The organism is Arthrobacter mobilis, from assembly GCF_012395835.1.
Taxonomy (GTDB): Bacteria; Actinomycetota; Actinomycetes; order Actinomycetales; family Micrococcaceae; genus Crystallibacter; species Crystallibacter mobilis.
In genome coordinates, this window is sequence record NZ_JAAZSQ010000086.1 from 1 (window position 1) to 732 (window position 732).

General features: G+C 44.1%; 2 protein-coding genes. One reads left to right on the forward strand and one right to left on the reverse strand.

Going from position 1 to position 732, the window contains the following annotated elements:
- Window positions 1–161 precede the first annotated feature (161 nt).
- Window positions 162–344, reverse strand: a complete 183-nt coding sequence (locus tag HGG74_RS20980; protein WP_001348709.1) for a hypothetical protein — start codon at window positions 342–344, stop codon at window positions 162–164.
- 73 nt (window positions 345–417) lie between these two features.
- On the opposite strand from HGG74_RS20980, the gene HGG74_RS20985 reads away from it, so the two are divergent.
- Window positions 418–732, forward strand: a 315-nt coding sequence (locus HGG74_RS20985; RefSeq protein WP_312856932.1) for a hypothetical protein, incomplete at its 3' end; no start/stop codon positions are given.

Below are 732 nucleotides of genomic sequence, written 5' to 3' on the forward strand. Positions count from 1 at the left end.
CCTGTAACTCTGCAACAATAGCAGGGAACACATCAGCGCAACGCTGTGCCAGCTTAACCGCCTTTGAACAAACGCCCATACCATGTGCTCTTTTGAGCGCCTCCAACAAATCTACCAGTTCCTCGTCAGTGATTTTTTCAGTCATCTATTAAGCTTCTCCATTATCTGTATCGTACGATACAGATAATATAAACCACACCTTTGATAGCGGCAATCTTTTTTGCTGGCAATTTCACGCCCAGGGCGGGCATCGAGCGGGTAATATTGCTGGCAAAAATCAACGGCCAAACCGGCTGCAGGAAACTGGTTTGCTGGCAAGCGTGATTTACTGCTGGGCTTGACACCTTGCCATTGTATGACGCTTGTTTTAGTGTCAAATGAACAACCAGCGCGAGAAGAATATAGGAAGCAAAAGCAATGGATATCAAACCTAACTCAGTGATCCACCTGGAGCCAGGCGAAACATTACCCGGCTATACCAATCTGAAACCCGTACCTGATAAGTATTTCGATGAGTTAAAGGCACTCATAAATAAACTCAATACTCAATCCGGTAATATTTACCTCAAGTTAAAACAGATGTACGCCTTTTTGGATCGTTTTAACAAAGAATTTGTGAGCACGTTTACCTCCTGTCAAAAGGGGTGCTCTTCGTGCTGTAAAATGGATGTTCATTTAACCGCGCTTGAGGCAACACATATTGCACAAGCAAGTAAACTTACTGCCAGAGAC